The following is a 17,155-nucleotide window of genomic DNA, read 5'->3' on the forward strand; positions in this document are numbered from 1 at the left end:
CCACCCTTCAGGGGGCCGCCGCGAGCCTGCGAGCGGGGGGCAGCGGGGTCCTTTCAGTAGGCGCCGACGACGTTCTCCAGCGGGCGGCCCTCCAGCACCCGGGTGAGCTGGTCGGTGATCGCCGCGGTGGCGCGGGCGTTGGTGTCGGGCACCGCGCCGGCGACGTGCGGGGTGAGCAGCAGACCGGGCGCCGACCACAGCGGGTGCCCCTCGGGCAGCGGCTCGGGGTCGGTGACGTCCAGGGCCGCGCGCAGCCGCCCGCTGGCCAGCTCGGCCACCAGCGCGTCGGTGTCGACGACCACGCCCCGGGCGGCGTTGACCAGCAGCGCGCCGTCCTTCATCGCGGCGAGGAACCGGGCGTCGACCAGTCCGGTGGTCTCCGGCGTCACCGGGACGATGAGGACGACGACGTCGGCCTCCGGGAGCAGCCGCGGCAGCTCCGCGGTCGAGTGGACGCCGTCCCGGGCGGTGCGCGCCACGTAGGTGAGCTCGGCGTCGAAGCCGGCCATCATCCGGCCGATGGCCCGCCCGATGTCGCCGGCGCCGACGATCAGCACCCGCGCCCCGACCAGCGACCGCTGGGTGCTCGGCGACCACCGGCCGGCGTCCTGCGCGCGGACGAACTCGGGGATGCCGCGCAGCGCGGCGAGGGTCGCGGTCACCGCCCACTCGGCGGTCGACGGGGTGTGCGCCCCGCGGGCGTTGCACAGCACCACGCCCTCGGGCATCCGGCCGGCGAACTTCTCCGCCCCGGCGCTCATCAGCTGCACCAGGCGCAGCCGCGGCAGCGCCGCGAACAGCTCGTCGGGCAGGAAGCCACCGCCCCGCGGGACGAGGACCTGCGCGGCCGCGGCCTCCCCGGTGGGCAGCCCGTCGGCCGGGTCGAACCGGTGCGCCCGCACCCGGGGGGAGAGCGCCTCGACCGCGCGGGCCAGCGCGGTGGAGGGGACGAGCACGGACAGGGTCTCGTCGGGGCCGACGACGTCGGTCCCGGTGGTCGCGTGGCGCACGGGTCCCGAAGCTAGCCCGCGCGGTCCACCCGCTCGCGGACCGGGGCTGCCGGCCCCACCTGGGCGCTCGTCGCACGTACTGTGAACCGGGTGAGGCGACAGACGGCGGGCCGCGCGTCGCGGCTGCTCGCCGCCCTCACCCTGGCCACCGCACTGGCCGCCTGCGGCACCGACGGCTACCAGCAGGACGGCCCCTGGCGCCCCCTCCCCGAGGGCGCGCCGCCGGAGGTCGGGCCGCCGTCGGACTCCGTGCCGGCGCCGGCCCCCGGCCAGCCGGCCGATCCCGGGTCCGGCCAGCAGGCCGGCGACCCCAACGTGGTCGCGACCGACCTGAACGTGCCGACCGGCCTGGTCGTGCTCCCCGACGGGACGGCGATCGTCGGCGAGCGTGAGACCGGCCGCCTCCTGCAGGTCTTCCCGGACCGCTCGCCGGCGCGGGAACTGATGACGGTGGCCGGCATCGACACCGCCGGTGACGGCGGGCTGCTCGGGCTGGCCCTCTCCCCCACCTTCGCCGAGGACGGCCTGCTCTACGCCTACATCTCCACGGCCACGGACAACCGCGTCGTCCGCTTCCCGATCGGCGGGACGCCGAACCCGGTGCTGACCGGGATCCCGCGCGGCGAGACGCACAACGGCGGCGGGCTGCTGTTCGGCTTCGACGGCACCCTCTACGTCGGGACCGGCGACACCGGCAACGCCGTCCTGGCCCAGGACCCGCAGTCGCTGGCCGGCAAGGTGCTGCACGTCGACGTGTTCGGCCGGCCGGTGGGCGCCGGCCCGGTGCACGCGCGGGGGCTGGCCGACGTGACCGCGCTGTGCCTGGGCGGGGACGAGACGCTGTTCGCCACCGACGACTCGGTGACCGGCACCGACGAGCTGAACGCGATCGTCCCCGACGGGGACTACGGCTGGCCGACGCTGACCGCCGGGCGGATCGACCCCGTGGTCACGTTCCCGACAGCCGCGGGCGGGCCTGGTGGCTGCGCGGTGTCCGGGCAGACGGTGTTCCTCGGCATGCTCGAGGGCGAGCGGATCGCGATCGCCACCCTGAACAACCAGGGCGCCGTCGTCGACGAGCCGGAGGCGTTCCTGTCGGGCACCTACGGCCGGCTGCACACCGTCGTCCTCGACCCGCAGGGCGGCCTGTGGGTGACCACGTCCAACCGCGACGGGATCGGCGTCCCGCGGGACGGCGACGACAAGGTGCTGCGGATCATCCCGCCGACGAGCGGCGGAGACTCCCCGCTGTAGGACCCGGGCTTTCGGTACGGCGGTACGGAAAGCCCGGGCATCAGCCCAGGACGCGCTCTTCGAGCATGCGCTTCACCGTCGGTGCGTCGGCCTTGCCCTTCGTGGCCTTCATGACCTGGCCGACGAGCGCGCCGAGGGCGGCGACCTTGCCGCTGCGGACCTTCTCGACCACGTCGGGCGCGCCCGCGATGGCCGCCTCGACCGCGGCGACCAGCTCGTCGGACTCCCCCATGACCGCCAGCCCGCGCGACTCCACGACCGCGGCCGGATCGCCCTCGCCGGCCAGCACGCCGTCGAGCGCCTGCCGCGCCAGCTGGTCGTTGACCGTGCCCTCGGCCACCAGCCGGGTGAGCTCGGCGACCTGGCGCGGGGTGACCGGCAGCTCCGCGAGGTCGACCCCGGCGTCGTTGGCGCGGCGGGCCAGCTCGCCCAGCCACCACTTGCGCGCGTCGGCGGGGGTGGCGCCGGCCGCGACGGTGTCGGCGACCAGGCCGAGCGCGCCGGCGTTGACCAGCCAGGCCATCTCGGTGTCCGACAGGCCCCACTCCTCGCGCAGCCGGGCCCGGCGGGCGGCCGGCAGCTCGGGCAGGGCGGCGGTCAGCTTCTCCACCCACTCGGGGTCCGGGGCGATCGGCACCAGGTCGGGCTCGGGGAAGTACCGGTAGTCGGTCGCCTCCTCCTTGCTGCGGCCGGGCGAGGTCGTGCCGGTGTCCTCGTGGAAGTGGCGGGTCTCCTGCATCACCCGCTCACCGGCGTCGAGGACGGCGGCCTGCCGGCGCATCTCGAAGCGGACGGAACGCTCCACCGACCGCAGCGAGTTCACGTTCTTCGTCTCGGTGCGCAGGCCCCACTCGAGGCTGCCGATCGGCGCCAGCGAGGTGTTGACGTCCGAGCGCAGGTTGCCCTGCTCCATGCGCACCTCGGAGACGCCGAGGGCCAGCAGGATGTCGCGCAGCTCGGTGACGTACGCGCGGGCCACCTCGGGCGCCTTGGCGCCGGTGCCCGGGATCGGCCGGGTGACGATCTCGACCAGCGGGATCCCGGCCCGGTTGTAGTCGATCAGCGAGTGGTCGGCGCCGTGGATCCGCCCCGTCGCGCCGCCGACGTGCAGGTTCTTGCCGGTGTCCTCCTCGAGGTGCACCCGCTCGATCTCCACCCGGTAGGTCTCGCCGTCCACCTCGACGTCCAGGTGCCCGGCCGTGCACAGCGGCTCGTCGTACTGGCTGGTCTGGAAGCCCTTCGGGATGTCCGGGTAGAAGTAGTTCTTCCGCGCGAACCGGCACCACGTGGCGATCCGGCAGCCCAGGGCCAGGCCGATGCGGATCGTCGCCTCGATCGCGGCCGCGTTGGCCACCGGCAGCGAGCCCGGCAGGCCCAGGCAGACCGGGCAGGTCTGGGTGTTGGGCTCGGCGCCGAACGTGGTCGCGCACCCGCAGAACATCTTCGAGGCGGTGCCGAGCTCGACGTGCGTCTCCAGCCCGATCACCGGCTCGTAGCGGGTCAGCAGGTCGTCGAAGTCGGCCAGCCGCTCCCCGGTCGTCGTCGTCACGGCGTCTCCCTCTTGCTGTTCTTCTCGGCGCGGCCGGTGACCCAGGCGCCCACACCGGTGAGCGCGCCGAGGACGAGGAAGACCGCGAAGACGGCCCGCCCGGTGGTCAGCCAGAGCACCAGCCCGGCGAGCACGACGAACGCGGTCAGGGCCCAGGCGGCCTTCAGCGGGCCGCTCACGCCGCGTCCCCACGGCCGGCCAGCTCGTCGAGCAACCGGTGCCCGCGGGCGGCGTCCAGGGCGGCCTCGAGGGCCGCGGCCACGCGGTAGCAGCGGTCGTCGGCCAGCGCCGGCGCCATGATCTGGAACCCGACCGGGAGCCCGTCGGCCAGCCCGCACGGCACCGAGATGGCCGGCAGCCCGGCCAGGCTCGCCGGCAGGGTGCACAGGTCGGCCGCGTACATCGCCAGCGGGTCGTCGACGCGGGCGCCGAGCGGGAACGCGACGGTCGGCGTGGTCGGGCTGACCAGGACGTCGCAGCCCTCGAACGCGCCGGAGAAGTCGCGGCTGATCAGCGTGCGCACCTTCTGCGCCTGGCCGTAGTAGGCCTCGTAGTAGCCGCTCGAGAGCGCGTAGGTGCCGAGGATGATCCGGCGCTTCACCTCGGGGCCGAAGCCCTTCTCGCGGGTGAGCGCCATGACCGTGTCGAGGTCGTTGACGCCGTCGTCGCCGACCCGCAGCCCGTATCGGACGCCGTCGAAGCGGGCCAGGTTGGACGACGCCTCGCTCGGCGCGATCAGGTAGTACGCGGGCAGCGCCAGGTCGAAGGCCGGGCAGGAGACCTCGGTGACCTCCGCCCCCATGCGCCGCAGCTGCTCGACCCCCTCGGCGAACCGGGCCAGCACGCCGGGCTCGTAGCCTTCGGTGTGCCCCTCGCCGCCGAGCTGCCGGACGACGCCGACGCGCAGGCCGGAGAGGTCGCCGTCGGCGCCGCGGCGGGCGCACTCGGCCAGCGGCGGCAGCGGGGCGTCGATGCTCGTGGAATCGCGCGGGTCGTGCCCGCCGATCGCCTCGTGCAGGACGGCGGCGTCGAGCACGGTGCGCGCCATCGGCCCGGCCTGGTCCAGGCTCGAGGAGAACGCGATCAGCCCGTAGCGGGACACCGAGCCATACGTCGGCTTGTGCCCGACCAGGCCGGTCACCGCGGCGGGCTGGCGGATCGAGCCGCCGGTGTCGGTGCCCAGCGCCCACGGGGCGAGGAAGCCGGCGACCGCCGCGGAGGACCCGCCCGACGACCCGCCGGGGACCCGCTCGAGGTCCCAGGGGTTGCGGGTGGCGCCGTAGGCGGAGTTCTCGGTGGAGGAGCCCATCGCGAACTCGTCCATGTTGGTCTTGCCCAGCAGGACGGTGCCCGCGGCCTTGAGCCGCGCGGCGACGGTGGCGTCGTAGGGCGGCCGCCAGCCCTCGAGGATCTTCGAGCCGCTGGTCGAGGGAACGCCCTCGGTGACGAACACGTCCTTGAGCGCCAGCGGTACGCCGGCCAGCGGGCCGAGCTCGGTACCGGCGGCGCGGGCGGCGTCGATGTCGCCGGCCTGCTTGAGCGCCGCGTCGGCGTCGACGTGCAGGTAGGCGGCGATGCGGCCGTCCTCGGCGGCGATCCGGTCGAGGTGGGCCTGCGTGACCTCGACGGCGCTCGCCTCGCCCGAGGAGAGCAGCCGGGTCAGCTCGGCGACGTCGGCGCGAACCAGGTCGGTGCTCACGCTTCCTCCCCGAGGATGCGGGGCACGCGGAAGCGGCCGTCCTCCGCGGCGGGGGCCTGGGCGAGGACGACGTCCCGGGGCAGGCTCGGGGTGACGACGTCGGGGCGGAAGACGTTGGTCATCGGGACGGCGTGCGTGGTCGGGGCGACGTCCTCGGCCGCCGCCTCACCCACCCGCGCGACAGCGTCCAGGATGACGTCGAGCTGGCCGGCGAAGACGTCGAGCTCCTCGTCGGTCACGGCGAGGCGGGCCAGGCGCGCCAGGTGGGCGACCTCGTCCCGGGAGAGCTTGTTCACTGCGGCGCGAACTCCACTTCGGCGGCGCGTGTGCGCACCGCGCGGATCCAGGGATGCAACCCCGTCACCATACGTGGGAGGGGGGTGCGCTCGACCCGGGGCGGGTGCATGCGGGAAGCTGGACGCCGACCGGCGATCGACGGAGATGGCCAGCACCGCAGCGGCTGACAGCATGGACGTCCCGGAGGAACCGTGTCCTATCTCCTGCGCCTCGTGGTCCCCGACCGCCCGGGCATCCTGGGCGCCGTCGCCACGGCGCTCGGCGAAGCCGGCATCGACATCGTCTCCCTCGACGTCCTCGAGCGGGCCGGCGGCCTGGCCGTCGACGACGTCGTCGTGGAGCTGCCGGACGGCCGGCTGCCCGACAGCCTGATCACCGCCGCCCGGACCGTGCCGGGCGTCGAGGTGGAGTCGCTGCGGCCGTTCTCCGGCACGCTGGACACCCACCGCGAGCTGGACCTGCTCGACGAGCTGGCCCGCGCGGCCGACGGGACGGCGGAGAAGCTGCTGGCGGCCGAGCTGCCGCGGGTCTTCCACAGCGGCTGGGCGGTCCTGCTGGCCGGCGCCGTCCCGGAGGCGTGCGAGGTGCTGGCGGCCTCGGAGGCGGCGCCGGCGTTCGAGGGGATGGCCCTGCCGTGGATGCCGTTGACGGCCCCGCGGCTGCTGCCGAGCGACGAGGACTGGCTGCCCGAGCGGTGGCGGGCCATGGCCATCGAGATGATGGCCGCGCCGTTCGGCGGGCGGGCCGCGGTGGTGCTCGGCCGCTCCGGCGGACCGGCGTACCGCCGCTCGGAGCTGCTCCGGCTGGCCCACCTCAGCGGCATCGCCGGAACGGTCACCCACCTGCCGCCGGCCTGAGCGCCCGGCGGCCGGTGCGCGTCAGCGCGGCGTCTGCTGGTGGAAGGCCAGCTTCCAGCCGTCCGGGCGCCGCACGTACAGGCTGCTGATCAGCGCCGAGTAGGCCGGGGCGCCCTCGCGCTGCGCCACCACGCCGTAGGTGACCAGGCCGATGTCCGGGGTGAGCTCCAGGACCTGCGGGTCCTCGAGCGCGTAGGCGGACCAGGGTGGACCGCCCATCGAGGCGATGACCGCGGCGCGGTCGTCGATGCGGGCGCCGCCGGGGAAGAGCATGACCACCGAGACGTCCAGCGTCCGCTCGTAGAAGTCCGCCGCCGCCTCGGCGCTCTCGGCGAGCGCCCGCCAGCCGCTCTCCTCCAGCTCCACCAGGTCGAGGCTCACGCCGGCTCCCCGCCGTCGCCGATCGTGGCGGCCGCCCGGGCCGCGTCCGGCCCCTGCTCGAGCAGCACGCGGAAGCCGTCGTCGTCCAGGATCGGCACCTTGACCTGCACGGCCTTGTCGTACTTGCTGCCCGGGTCGGCGCCGACGACGACGAAGCCGGTCTTCTTGCTGACCGAGCCGGTGACCTTGCCGCCGCGTTCCTGGATGGCGGCGGTGGCCTGGTCGCGGCTGTAGTCGCGCAGCGAGCCGGTGACGACGACGGTGACACCGGTCAGCGGGCCGGGGCCGGCGGCCTCGCCCTCGTCGGCCATCCGGACGCCGGCGGCGCGCCACTTCTCCACGACCTCGCGGTGCCAGTCGACGGCGAACCAGTCGCGGATGGACGTGGCGATCGTCGGGCCGACGCCGTCGGCCGCGGCCAGCTCCTCCTCGCCGGCCTCGGCGATCCGGTCCAGCGAGCGGAAGTCGCGGGCCAGCGCCTGCGCGGCGGTCGGGCCGACGTGCCGGATGGAGAGCGCCACCAGCACCCGCCACAGCGGGACGTCCTTGCGGGTCTCGAGGTTGGCCAGCAGCTTCTGCCCGTTGGCCGACAGCGTGCCGTCCTTCTTGGTGAAGAAGTCCCTCTGCTCGAGCTTCGCGGCGTCGAGGAAGAAGATGTCGCCCTCGTCCTGCAGAAGGGCGCTCTGCAGCAGCGCGATCGCGGCCTCGTAGCCGAGGTTCTCGATGTCGAACGCGCCGCGGCCGGCGACGTGGAACACGCGCTCCCGCAGCTGCGCCGGGCAGGACCGGGCGTTGGGGCAGCGGATGTCGGCGTCGCCCTCCTTCTCCGGCCGCAGCTCCGAGCCGCACTCGGGGCAGTGCGTCGGCATTACGAACTCGCGCTCGTCGCCGGTCCGCGCCGCGACCACCGGGCCGAGGACCTCGGGGATGACGTCGCCGGCCTTGCGGATGACGACGGTGTCGCCGATGAGCACGCCCTTGCGCTTGACCTCGCTGGCGTTGTGCAGCGTCGCGAGCTGGACGGTGGAGCCGGCGACCTTGACCGGCTCCATGAACGCGAACGGGGTGACCCGGCCGGTGCGCCCGACGTTGACCCGGACGTCGAGGAGCTTGGTGGTCGCCTCCTCCGGCGGGTACTTGAACGCGATCGCCCAGCGGGGGGCGCGAGAGGTCGAGCCGAGCCGGCGCTGCAGCGCCACCTGGTCGACCTTGACGACGACGCCGTCGATCTCGTGCTCGACCGCGTGCCGGTTCTCCCGGTAGTGCTCGATGTAGGCCCAGACGCCCTCGAGGTCGTCGACCACCCGGAACCGGTCGCTGGTCGGCAGGCCGAGCTCGCGCAGCCGGGCGTAGGCCTCGGACTGCTGCTCGGGCTGCCACCCGTCGTGCGCGCCGAGGCCGTGCACGATCAGCCGCAGCCGCCGGGACGCGGTGACCCGCGGGTCCTTCTGCCGCAGGGAGCCCGCGGCGGCGTTGCGCGGATTGGCGAACGGCGCCTTGCCCTGCTCCACCATCGAGGCGTTGAGGTCGGCGAACGCCTCCACCGGGAAGTAGATCTCGCCGCGCACCTCGAGCCGCTCGGGCACGTCGTCCCCGGTCAGCTGCTGCGGGACGTCCTGCATCGTGCGCACGTTCGCGGTGACGTCCTCGCCGGTGACGCCGTCGCCGCGGGTGGCCGCGCGCACCAGCCGGCCGCGCTCGTAGAGCAGCGCCACGGCGAGGCCGTCGATCTTCAGCTCGCACAGGTAGCGGGCGCCGGTGCCGACCTCGCGCTCGACGCGCGCTGCCCAGGCCGAGAGCTCGTCGCTGCTGAACGCGTTGTCCAGGCTCTGCATCCGCTCCAGGTGCTGCACCGGGGCGAAGGTGGCGGTGAACCCGCCGTTGACCTTCTGGCTCGGCGAGTCCGGCGTGACCAGCGCGGGGTGGGCGGACTCGACCGTCTTGAGCTCGCCCATGAGCTCGTCGTACTGACCGTCGCTGACCAGCGGCTCGTCGCGGACGTAGTAGGCGAACGCGTACTTGTCCAGCAGCTCGGACAGGTCCCGGTGGCGCGTGCGGGCGTCGTCGGGGACCTCGGTGAGGTCCTCCCGGTCACCCACCGCCGCGACCTGCGGGGCGTCGATCTCCGCTTCGGTGCTCACGACCGAACCGTATCCGGCGGGTACGACGCCGAACCCGCATTCACCCTGCCGTGGCGGTCACTCCGGGAGCAGGTACTTCGCCGCCTCGCGGACGTGGGTCATGGCGGCACGCGCGTAGGCGGGCGTCGCACCGGCGAGGCCGCACGCCGGGGTGACGGTCACCGCCTCGTGCAGCCGCTCGTCGGGGAAGCCGAGCTCGCGCCAGAGGCCCTGCAACCGGGAGGCCGTCGCCTTCGGCGTGCCGAGCGGGGCGTCGGTCCCGGGGACGACGCCGACCAGCAGGTGGGTGCCCGCCTCGACCGCCGTGCCGATCGCGTCGAGGTCCTGCACGAGAGCAGAGTCGAACGAGACGCCCTCGGCGCCGGCCGCGCGGAACAGCTCGAGCGGGGCGCGCGGCGCGCAGCAGTGCACGACCACCGTGCCGGGCAGGGCGGCGACCACGGCGGCCAGCTCCTGCTCGACGACGTCGGCCTCGACCGCCGGCAGCGTGCCGAAGCCGCTCGCCGTCGGCAGGGCGCCCTCGATCACCGCCGGCACCGACGGCTCGTCCAGCTGGACGACGACCCGCGCGCCGGGCACGCGCGCGGCGACCGCCGCGGCGTGCGCCGCCAGCCCCTCGGCCAGGGACTGCGCGACGTCACGCCGCGCCCCCGGATCGACGACGGCACGGTCGCCGCGGCTGCGCTCGAGCCCGGCGGCGAGGGTCCACGGGCCGGCCGCCTGGACCTTGAACGGGCCCGTGTAGCGGTCGGCGACGTCGGTCAGGGCGTCGAGGTCGCGCTCGAGCAGGTCGCGGGCGCGGCGCATATCGATGCCCGGGCGGGGCACCAGCCGCCAGCCGGCCGGCGTGAGGTCGACGGCCACGTCGACGAGCAGCGCCGCTGTGCGGCCGATCAGGTCCGCGCCGGGACCGCGGGCCGGCAGCTCGGGCAGGTGCGGGAAGTCGGGCAGCTCGCCGAGCACGAGCCGGATCGCCTCGGCGGGATCGACGCCGGGCAGGGATCCGACGCCGGAGGCCGGCCCCCACGGTGCGGCAACCGGCCGCGGCTCGTTCTCCTGCGGCTGGGGTTCGGTCGGCAGCACCACGACGGCGACGGTAGCCGGTCCGCTCAGCGGCCCGGCGTCGTCACCGGGGGAAGGGTTCGCCGGCCCGCGACACGGTCCCCTGGCCGAGCACCCGGTCGCCGCGCGCGGCATCCGGCTCGTAGAGCACCGCGGACTGGCCGGGCGCGACCCCGCGCTGCTCCTCCGCGAGCTGCAGGCGCAGCCCCCCGTCGTCGGCGGCGGTCACCTCGCAGGCGACCGGCGTCCCGTGCGCGCGCAGCTGCACCTCGGCGCGGAACGGCAGCGCGGGCGCGGCACCGGTCCAGGTCGGCGGGGCGGTCCGCACCTCCCGGACGCCGGCGAGCTCCGCCGTCCCGATGGTGACCGTGCGGCTGACCGGCTCGATGCCGAGCACGTAGCGGGGCCGCGCGTCGCCGACGTCCACCCCGAGGCCGCGGCGCTGGCCGACGGTGAAGCCGTAGGTGCCCCCGTGCTCCCCCACGGTCGCGCCGGTGGTGGCGTCGACCAGCGGGCCGGGGCGGCTGCCCAGCCGCCGCGCCAGGAAGCCGCGGGTGTCGCCGTCGGGGATGAAGCAGATGTCGTGCGAGTCGGGCTTGGCGGCGACGGCGAACCCGCGCTCGGCGGCGATCTCCCGGACCCGGTCCTTGGTCATGCCCCCGAGCGGGAACCTCGCCCCGGCCAGCTGCTCGCGGGTGAGCACGCCGAGCACGTAGGACTGGTCCTTGGCCGCGTCCACCGAGCGGCGCAGCTCGCCGTCGGCCAGCCGGGCGTGGTGGCCGGTGACGACGGCGTCGAACCCGAGCGCCCGCGCACGGTCGAGGACGGCGGCGAACTTGATCTTCTCGTTGCAGCGCAGGCACGGGTTGGGCGTGCGGCCGGCGGCGTACTCGGCGACGAAGTCCTCGACGACGTCCTCGGTGAAGCGCTCGGCGAGGTCCCACACGTAGAACGGGATGCCCAGCTCGTCGGCGACCCGGCGGGCGTCGTGCGCGTCCTCGACGCTGCAGCACCCGCGCGAGCCGCTGCGCAGCGCCTGCCGGTGCTGGGAGAGCGCGAGGTGCACCCCGGTGACGTCGTGACCGGCGTCGACGGCCAGCGCGGCCGCCACCGCGGAGTCCACTCCCCCGCTCATGGCCGCGAGGACCCTCATCGGGAGCCCATGCCCGCCCGGCGGGCCCGCTCCACCACGGGGGCGATGACCTCGAGCAGCGCGTCGACGTCGGCATCGACGCTCGTGTGCCCGAGACTGAACCGCAGCGAGCTGCGCGCGCGGTCGGAGTCGGCGCCGACGGCGAGCAGCACGTGGCTGGGCCGGGCCACGCCGGCGCTGCACGCCGAGCCGGTCGAGCACTCGATGCCGCGTGCGTCGAGCAGCATGAGCAGCGCGTCGCCCTCCGCGCCGGCGAACGACAGGTGCGCGTTGCCCGGCAGCCGGCCGGGCCCGCCGGCCACCACGTCGTCCAGGGGCGCGCCGTTGAGCTGGACGTCCGGGACCCGCTCGACCACGCCGGCGACCAGCCGGTCGCGCAGCTGCGTGAGCCGGCCGGCGCGCTCCTCCCGGGCGGCGACGGCGGTCGTCGTCGCCACCTGCAGGCCGACGATCGCCGCGACGTCGAGCGTGCCCGACCGGACGTCGCGCTCCTGCCCGCCGCCGTGCAGCAGCGGGGTGCACTCGGCGTCGCGGCGCAGCAGCAGCACCCCGGCGCCCATCGGCCCGCCGAGCTTGTGCCCGGTCATGGTGAGCGCGTCCACGCCGCTGGCGGCGAAGTCGACCGGCACCTGGCCGACCGCCTGCACCGCGTCGGTGTGCAGCGGCACCCCGACGGCGTGCGCGACGCCGGCGAGCGCGGCCACGTCGCTGACCGTGCCGATCTCGTTGTTGGCCCACATGACGCTGGCCACCGCCACGTCCGAGCCGTCGCCCAGCGCCTCGGCGAGGGCCTCCGGCCGGACGCGCCCACTCGGCTCGAGGGACAGCCAGGTGATCTCGGCGCCGTCGTGCTTGGCCAGCCACTCGACGCTGTCGAGGACGGCGTGGTGCTCGGCCGGGCTGACCACGATGCGCCGCCGGCGCGAGTCGGCGCTGCGCCGGGCCCAGAACAGGCCCTTGAGGGCGAGGTTGTCGCTCTCGGTGCCGCCGCTGGTGAACAGCACCTCCGACGGGCGCGCGCCGAGCGCCTCGGCGAGCCGCTCGCGCGACTGCTCGGCCACCCGGCGGGCGGCCCGGCCGCTGGCGTGCAGCGAGGAGGCGTTGCCCACGCGGCCGAGCTGCTCGGTCATCGCGGTCAGCACCTCGGGCAGCACCGGGGTCGTGGCCGCGTGGTCCAGATAAGTCATGGCGCCGCCAGGGTAGTCGCGTCCGAAGGAGCCCCCCGGCCGGGAACCGGGGCCGCGGCGCGGCCGGCGACCCCCACGCCGACCAGCGCGAGCAGCGTGAAGGCGCCGACCGAGCACAGGATGGCGGCGGGCAGGCTCAGGGCCCCGGCCGCCGCGGCGGCGACGAGGACACCGGCCAGCCCGATGCACAGCGCCGAGGCGGTGACGTCGGAGATCTGCAGCGCGGCGGAGTCGGCGCCCCGCCGGTGCTCGGGCGACTGGTCGAGCAGCAGCACCCCGACGCTCGGCATCCCGAGCCCCATGCCGAGTCCGGCCACGGCCCAGGTCAGGTACGCCGGCCAGCCACCGAGGGCCGGGACGGCGGCCAGCGCCGTGCCGCCGAGGCCGACCGCGAGCAGCGCGAACCCGAGCCGCAGCAGCCGCGCCCGCGGCGCGTCGGGGAACCGGCCCTGCAGTTGCGAGGCCGCGGCCCAGCCGACCGCGCCGGCGGTGAGCGGGATGCCGGCGGCGGTCGCGCCGAACCCGTGCACCTCGGTGAGGGTGAGCGGCAGCAGCGCGTCCATGCCGAAGAAGGCGCCGGCCAGCAGCCCGCGCGAGGCGACGACGGCGGGCAGCCCCCGCGCGGCCCGCCCGGTGCCCCTCGGCAGCAGCGGCCGCAGGCCCGCGACCAGCGCCGCCAGTCCCGCGGCGGCGACGAGCAGGGCGACGGCGTCCCGGCGCTGGCCGGCGTACTGCAGCGCGGCGATGCCGAGCCCGGCCAGCAGCGCCCACCACCGTCGCCCGGCGCCGTGCGCGGCGGCCTCCGCCGGCGCCGGGAGCGCCCGGACGGCGGGCAGCACCAGCGCCAGGCCCAGCACGATGAGCGGCAGCAGGCCGAGGAAGACCAGCCGCCAGGTCGCGTGCGTGGTGAGCAGCCCGGCCACGACGGGGCCGACCAGCGCGGGCAGCACCCAGGCGGCGCTGATCGCACCGAACAGCCGGGGGCGCAGCGCCGGCTCGTAGGCCTGGCCGGCGATCACGTACAGCAGGACGGCGATCACCCCGGCGCCGAAGCCCTGCACGGCGCGCCCAGCCACGAAGACGGCCATGTGCCCGGCCGCGCCGGCGGTGAGCAGGCCCGCGGCGAACGCGCCGACACCCCAGGGCAGGGCCACCCGCGGCCCCCGCCGGTCGCCGAGGTCGCCGCCGACGACCATCCCGACGACGGAGGCGACGAGGAAGGCGGAGAACGGCCACGCGTACCAGGCCAGCCCGTCGAGCTCGGCGACCGCGGTCGGCATCGCCGTCCCCACGGCCATCGCCTCGAAGGCGATGAAGGTGACCAGCATGAGCAGGCCGGCGGTGGTCAGCCGGTGCGCGCGGTCGAACACCCCGCCCTGCGTCACCGCTGCCACCTCCCTGCCAACCGTCGCACCCACCCGCACGTTCCCGTCCGGACAGACGTCGGGCGCCGACCCCGCCAGGGGGTCGGCGCCCGACGTGACGTACTGGAACGGCCCTCCTGCAGGGCCCCGCCGCGAGCTTGCGAGTGGCGGGGGGCAGGAGGGTCCTTCTACTTGCGGGACTTGATCAGCTCCGTGGCCTGCGGGGCCACCTGGAACAGGTCGCCGACGACGCCGAAGTCGGCCAGCTCGAAGATCGGCGCCTCGGGGTCCTTGTTGACCGCGACGATCGTCTTCGAGGTCTGCATGCCGGCGCGGTGCTGGATCGCGCCGGAGATGCCGACGGCGATGTAGAGCTGCGGCGAGACGGTCTTGCCGGTCTGCCCCACCTGGAAGGTGTGCGGGTAGAAGCCGGAGTCGACCGCGGCGCGCGACGCACCGACGGCGGCACCGAGGGAGTCGGCGAGGCCCTCGATGATCGAGAAGTTCTCGGCGCTGGCGACGCCGCGGCCGCCGGAGACGACGATCGCGGCCTCGGTCAGCTCCGGCCGGCTGCTCTTCTGCTCCACGACCCGGTCGACCACCCGGACGGCCTTGGCGGCGTCGGAGAGCTGGACGTCGACGGTCTCCTCGGCGGCGGCGCCGGAGGCCGGCTCCGGGGCGACCGAGTTGCCGCGCAGCGTGTAGATCGGGGTGCCGGTGGCGACCTTCGAGTGGACGATGACCTGCCCGGCGAAGGCCACCTGGGTGGCGGTGCCGTCGCCGGTGATCTCGGTGACGTCGGTGAGGAAGCCGCTGCCGGTCTTGACCGCGAGGCGCGCGGCGACCTCCTTGCCCTCCGGCGAGGAGGGGATGACGACCGCGGCCGGCGAGACGCGCTCGACCAGCTGCGCGAGCACCTCGGCCTTGGGGGCGACGAGGTAGTCGTCGATGTCGGGCGACTCGGCGACGTAGACCTTCTGCGCGCCGTACTCGGCCAGCGCGTCCTTGGCGCCGGCGGCCGAGCCGGGGGCGCCGAGAACGACGGCGGAGGGCTCACCCAGCGCACGCGCGGCCGTCAGCGCCTCCAGCGTGGTCTTGCGGACGCCGCCGCCATCGGGGTTGAGCTCGACGAGGACCAAGACCTCTGCCATGACTGCTCGATCTCCTTCTGTTCGCTCGGGTCCGCGGTCAGACGATCTTCTGCTCGGCGAGGAAGCCGACGAGCTTCTCGGCGCCGTCGCCCTCGTCGGTCACCTTGACACCGGCGCCCTTGGGCGGGCGGGGGGCGAAGTCGAGGACCTGGCTGGTGGCGCTGCCCAGGCCGACGCTTCCGGCGTCGACACCCAGGTCGGCCAGGGACTTGGTCTCCACCGGCTTCTTCTTGGCGGCCATGATGCCCTTGAAGGACGGGTAGCGCGGCTCGTTGATCGAGTCCCAGGTGGACACGATCGCCGGCAGCGAGGCCTCCAGCGCCCAGTAGCCGGTGTCGGTCTGCCGCTCCACCAACGCCCGCCCGCCCTCGATGGTGAGCTTGCGCGCGCCGGACAGCTGCGGGATGCCCAGCCGCTCGGACAGCAGCGCCGGCATGACGCTCATCTGCGAGTCGGTGGCCTCGGCGCCGCACAGGACGAGGTCGTACTCCAACTGCTGCAGCGCCGCGGCGATGACTGCGGAGGTCGCCACCGCGTCCGAGCCGTGGATGGCCTCGTCGGAGACGTGCACCGCCTTGTCGGCGCCCATCGACAGCGCCTTGCGGATCGCGTCGGTCGCCGAGTCCGGGCCGACGGACAGCACGGTCACCTCGCCGCCCTCGCGGTCGCGGACCTGCAATGCCTCCTCGATCGCGTACTCGTCCATCTCGTTGATGACGTTGTCCGCCGTCGCACGGGCGACGGTGTTGTCCGCCGGGTCGAGCGCACGCGCGCTGCCCGAGTCGGGGACCTGCTTGACCAGAACGACGATGTTCATCGCCAGACCTACCTCCGCGATGGGGTCGGGGCGCGGGCCTGCCGCCCGCCTAGCTCCGATCATGGAGGTTACTGGCCGGTAACGGACCCAGCCCCCAGGGCCTTGGTGACCCGCATCACGCCGGCGGCCGCCAATCCCCGCTGCTGGCGAAGCGGTCGAGCGTGGCGGCGTACGGCTCGAGGTCCAGCCCGCGCGCGGCCACCCACTCGTCGGAGTAGTAGGTGTGCGCGTAGCGTTCCCCGCCGTCGCACAGCAGGGTGACGACGCTGCCGTTCCGGCCCGCCGCCAGCATCTCGGCCACGAGCGAGAAGGCACCCCAGAGGTTCGTGCCGGTGGAGCCGCCCGCCCGGCGCCCGGTCACCCGCTCCAGGTGCCGGACGGCGGCCAGCGACGCGGCGTCCGGGACGCAGATCATCCGGTCGACGATCGTCGGCACGAACGACGGCTCCACCCGCGGCCGCCCGATGCCCTCGATCCGCGACGGCCGGCCGGTCGCGACCGTCGGGTCGCCGTCCCGCCAGCCGGGGAAGAACGACGACCCCTCCGGGTCGACGACGGCCAGCCGGGTGGGCAGCCGCCGGAAGCGCAGGTAGCGGCCGATCGTGGCGCTGGTGCCGCCGGTGCCCGCGCCGACGACGACCCACTCGGGCACCGGGTGCGGCTCGCGGCCCATCTGCGAGAACACCGACTCGGCGATGTTGTTGTTGCCGCGCCAGTCGGTGGCCCGCTCGGCGTTGGTGAACTGGTCGAGGTAGTGGCCGCCGGTCTCCGCGGCGATCCGGCGGGCCTCGTCGTAGACCGCCGACGGCTCTCCCACCAGGTGGCAGCGCCCGCCGTGGAACTCGATGAGCGCGATCTTCTCGGGGCTGGTGCTCGCGGGCATGACCGCCACGAACGGCAGGCCCAGCATCCGCGCGAAGTAGGCCTCGCTCACCGCCGTCGAGCCGCTGGAGGCCTCGACCACCGTGCTGCCCTGGGTGATCTGACCGGAGCAGAGGGCGTAGAGGAACAGCGAGCGGGCCAGCCGGTGCTTGAGGCTGCCGGTCGGGTGGGTCGACTCGTCCTTGAGGTAGAGGTCGACGCCCCACTCCGGCGGCAGCGGGTAGACCAGCAGGTGGGTGTCCGCGCTGCGCAGCGCGTCGGCCTCCACAGCGGCCACCGCACGGTCCACCCAGGCCCGGCCGGAGGGATCGGAGCGGTCGAGGTCGTCTGCCGGCGCCGTCACCCCCCGAT

The 17,155-nt window shown here is 75.0% G+C and carries 16 protein-coding genes; 2 read left to right on the forward strand and 14 right to left on the reverse strand.

The features are described 5' to 3' along the window. Positions 1 to 53: 53 nt before the first annotated feature. Complete coding sequence (locus AB3388_RS21715) at positions 54 to 1,010, reverse strand: 2-hydroxyacid dehydrogenase (RefSeq protein ID WP_495407392.1); 957 nt, start codon at positions 1,008 to 1,010, stop codon at positions 54 to 56. Positions 1,011 to 1,100: 90 nt separating this feature from the next. Here AB3388_RS21715 and AB3388_RS21720 point away from each other — a divergent pair, with 90 nt between their 5' ends. Next, positions 1,101 to 2,264 (forward strand): PQQ-dependent sugar dehydrogenase, encoded by a 1,164-nt coding sequence (locus AB3388_RS21720; protein WP_495407393.1) that lies wholly within the window; start codon positions 1,101 to 1,103, stop codon positions 2,262 to 2,264. Between the two features lie 40 nt (positions 2,265 to 2,304). On the opposite strand, the gene gatB is transcribed toward AB3388_RS21720, so the two are convergent. From gatB to gatC, 4 genes are read right to left on the reverse strand one after another with little or no spacing between them, the layout of a single operon-like run. Then, entirely contained in the window at positions 2,305 to 3,813 is a 1,509-nt protein-coding gene (gene gatB / locus AB3388_RS21725) for an Asp-tRNA(Asn)/Glu-tRNA(Gln) amidotransferase subunit GatB (protein ID WP_495407394.1), read from the reverse strand. Next, complete coding sequence (locus AB3388_RS21730) at positions 3,810 to 3,992, reverse strand: hypothetical protein (protein WP_495407395.1); 183 nt, start codon at positions 3,990 to 3,992, stop codon at positions 3,810 to 3,812. The genes gatB and AB3388_RS21730 overlap by 4 nt, the downstream gene beginning before the upstream one ends. After that, positions 3,989 to 5,512 (reverse strand): Asp-tRNA(Asn)/Glu-tRNA(Gln) amidotransferase subunit GatA, encoded by a 1,524-nt coding sequence (gene gatA / locus AB3388_RS21735; protein ID WP_495407396.1) that lies wholly within the window; start codon positions 5,510 to 5,512, stop codon positions 3,989 to 3,991. The genes AB3388_RS21730 and gatA overlap by 4 nt, the downstream gene beginning before the upstream one ends. Continuing rightward, positions 5,509 to 5,808, reverse strand: coding sequence for an Asp-tRNA(Asn)/Glu-tRNA(Gln) amidotransferase subunit GatC (gene gatC, locus AB3388_RS21740; protein ID WP_495407397.1), 300 nt, complete (start codon positions 5,806 to 5,808; stop codon positions 5,509 to 5,511). Before gatC ends, gatA begins: the two co-directional genes overlap by 4 nt. A 192-nt stretch (positions 5,809 to 6,000) precedes the next feature. Here gatC and AB3388_RS21745 point away from each other — a divergent pair, with 192 nt between their 5' ends. Beyond that, entirely contained in the window at positions 6,001 to 6,666 is a 666-nt protein-coding gene (locus tag AB3388_RS21745) for an ACT domain-containing protein (RefSeq protein ID WP_495407398.1), read from the forward strand. Between the two features lie 21 nt (positions 6,667 to 6,687). Here AB3388_RS21745 and AB3388_RS21750 read toward each other — a convergent pair whose 3' ends face one another. The 9 genes from AB3388_RS21750 to cds1 all read right to left on the reverse strand — a co-directional run bounded on the left by AB3388_RS21750 (position 6,688) and on the right by cds1 (position 17,147). Further along, complete coding sequence (locus AB3388_RS21750) at positions 6,688 to 7,047, reverse strand: DUF4440 domain-containing protein (protein ID WP_495407399.1); 360 nt, start codon at positions 7,045 to 7,047, stop codon at positions 6,688 to 6,690. After that, positions 7,044 to 9,188, reverse strand: coding sequence for an NAD-dependent DNA ligase LigA (ligA, locus tag AB3388_RS21755; protein ID WP_495407400.1), 2,145 nt, complete (start codon positions 9,186 to 9,188; stop codon positions 7,044 to 7,046). The genes AB3388_RS21750 and ligA overlap by 4 nt, the downstream gene beginning before the upstream one ends. A gap of 57 nt (positions 9,189 to 9,245) precedes the next feature. Next, positions 9,246 to 10,274, reverse strand: coding sequence for a methionine synthase (locus AB3388_RS21760; protein WP_495407401.1), 1,029 nt, complete (start codon positions 10,272 to 10,274; stop codon positions 9,246 to 9,248). 40 nt (positions 10,275 to 10,314) lie between these two features. After that, positions 10,315 to 11,403 (reverse strand): tRNA 2-thiouridine(34) synthase MnmA, encoded by a 1,089-nt coding sequence (mnmA, locus tag AB3388_RS21765; RefSeq protein ID WP_495407402.1) that lies wholly within the window; start codon positions 11,401 to 11,403, stop codon positions 10,315 to 10,317. After that, on the reverse strand, positions 11,400 to 12,590 hold the full coding sequence (locus AB3388_RS21770) for a cysteine desulfurase family protein (protein WP_495407403.1): 1,191 nt from the start codon (positions 12,588 to 12,590) through the stop codon (positions 11,400 to 11,402). The genes mnmA and AB3388_RS21770 overlap by 4 nt, the downstream gene beginning before the upstream one ends. Next, positions 12,587 to 13,975 carry an MFS transporter gene (locus AB3388_RS21775; protein WP_495407404.1) on the reverse strand — a complete coding sequence of 463 codons (1,389 nt, stop codon included), beginning with the start codon at positions 13,973 to 13,975 and terminating at the stop codon, positions 12,587 to 12,589. Before AB3388_RS21775 ends, AB3388_RS21770 begins: the two co-directional genes overlap by 4 nt. A gap of 167 nt (positions 13,976 to 14,142) precedes the next feature. Continuing rightward, positions 14,143 to 15,105 (reverse strand): electron transfer flavoprotein subunit alpha/FixB family protein, encoded by a 963-nt coding sequence (locus AB3388_RS21780; protein WP_495407405.1) that lies wholly within the window; start codon positions 15,103 to 15,105, stop codon positions 14,143 to 14,145. A gap of 37 nt (positions 15,106 to 15,142) precedes the next feature. Beyond that, positions 15,143 to 15,922, reverse strand: a complete 780-nt coding sequence (locus AB3388_RS21785; protein ID WP_495407406.1) for an electron transfer flavoprotein subunit beta/FixA family protein — start codon at positions 15,920 to 15,922, stop codon at positions 15,143 to 15,145. A gap of 115 nt (positions 15,923 to 16,037) precedes the next feature. Continuing rightward, entirely contained in the window at positions 16,038 to 17,147 is a 1,110-nt protein-coding gene (gene cds1 / locus AB3388_RS21790) for an L-cysteine desulfhydrase Cds1 (RefSeq protein WP_495407407.1), read from the reverse strand. Positions 17,148 to 17,155 lie beyond the last annotated feature (8 nt).

The sequence above is a fragment of the Geodermatophilus sp. SMS 5-13 genome (assembly GCF_059428245.1).

Excerpts from the sequence above, each read along its gene's own strand:
- AB3388_RS21780 (WP_495407405.1), bottom strand. The coding sequence starts at position 15,105 with ATGGCAGAGGTCTTGGTCCTCGTCGAGCTCAACCCCGATGGCGGCGGC.
- AB3388_RS21770 (WP_495407403.1), bottom strand. The coding sequence starts at position 12,590 with ATGACTTATCTGGACCACGCGGCCACGACCCCGGTGCTGCCCGAGGTG.
- AB3388_RS21785 (WP_495407406.1), bottom strand. The coding sequence starts at position 15,922 with ATGAACATCGTCGTTCTGGTCAAGCAGGTCCCCGACTCGGGCAGCGCG.
- mnmA (WP_495407402.1), bottom strand. The coding sequence starts at position 11,403 with ATGAGGGTCCTCGCGGCCATGAGCGGGGGAGTGGACTCCGCGGTGGCG.